General features: G+C 49.3%; 2 protein-coding genes. Both read right to left on the minus strand.

The features are described from left to right. Nucleotides 1-471 (minus strand): hypothetical protein (locus Q3C19_RS18285; protein WP_302731293.1); only part of this gene is annotated, 471 nt, incomplete at its 3' end. Then, complete coding sequence (locus Q3C19_RS18290; protein WP_302731295.1) at nt 471-791, minus strand: hypothetical protein; 321 nt, start codon at nt 789-791, stop codon at nt 471-473. The genes Q3C19_RS18285 and Q3C19_RS18290, both read right to left, overlap by 1 nt. Between the last annotated feature and the right edge of the window lie 75 nt (nt 792-866).

An 866-nucleotide genomic window follows, 5' to 3' on the forward strand; every position in this document is an offset into this window, starting at 1 on the left:
CACCTCCTCGATAATCTCACCGGCCGTATTATATTTCTTCTTTATATATCCAACAAGCAGCCGTTTGATACTTACTTTGTTCTTGATACCGTGGATAACGCAGATATGTTCCATGATAGAGTCAAACTCAAACACGATGGCCAGTCCAAGGCCGCACATGGCCGAAACGGTATAGCTGCATATACCAACCGGTTGCAGGATAGCGATGCCAAGCATAAAACCGAGTACCAGGTACGAATTGTACTCGATAAACTTGCACATCGTGCGCCGCCCCGCCCTGCTAAAGCGGAAATCCTCACCTCGTTTCACCACGCTGTCAATGATACCAAGAACGAAGTCTGCGATGATCATCACGATGATAAATACCAGCATCCAGCGAAGTTCGAATACAACCCCCTTGATCTCACCGACAAATGAGTAAGCCCCGGCAACTGCCAGCTGCGGGGCTATGGTGTGAAGTAGCTTCTCCATTACTCCTTCTTAACTTTACCACCGAACAAGTTGGCCAGCCATTCGCTTGTTACAACGGATACAATTCCTGTCGATGCTAATGCGACAAACAATGCGTCAATTACCACGATCCAGATGCTTGCATCCGACGGAGGAAAGCCGAGATTCATCCACCAGGAGAAAAAGGTTACAACTACACCGACAACTGCCGTCACCCAGCATGTCACCCAGCGGTTCATCGGGTTCTGGAGCTTAGAAGCAATGAATCCTACCACTGCCGGAACTACCACGGTGGCCAGTCCGACAAAGCTCTTGAAGCCATCGAGAAAGTCAGCCGTCACTGATTCACTACCTGCGGTTTGAGCCGCGAAAACACCCACTACGCACATCAGAAGTGCGACACACATGAAAATCAG

This window comes from Bacteroides sp. ET489 (assembly GCF_030518095.1).
In the GTDB taxonomy this organism is placed as follows: domain Bacteria; phylum Bacteroidota; class Bacteroidia; order Bacteroidales; family Bacteroidaceae; genus Bacteroides; species Bacteroides ndongoniae.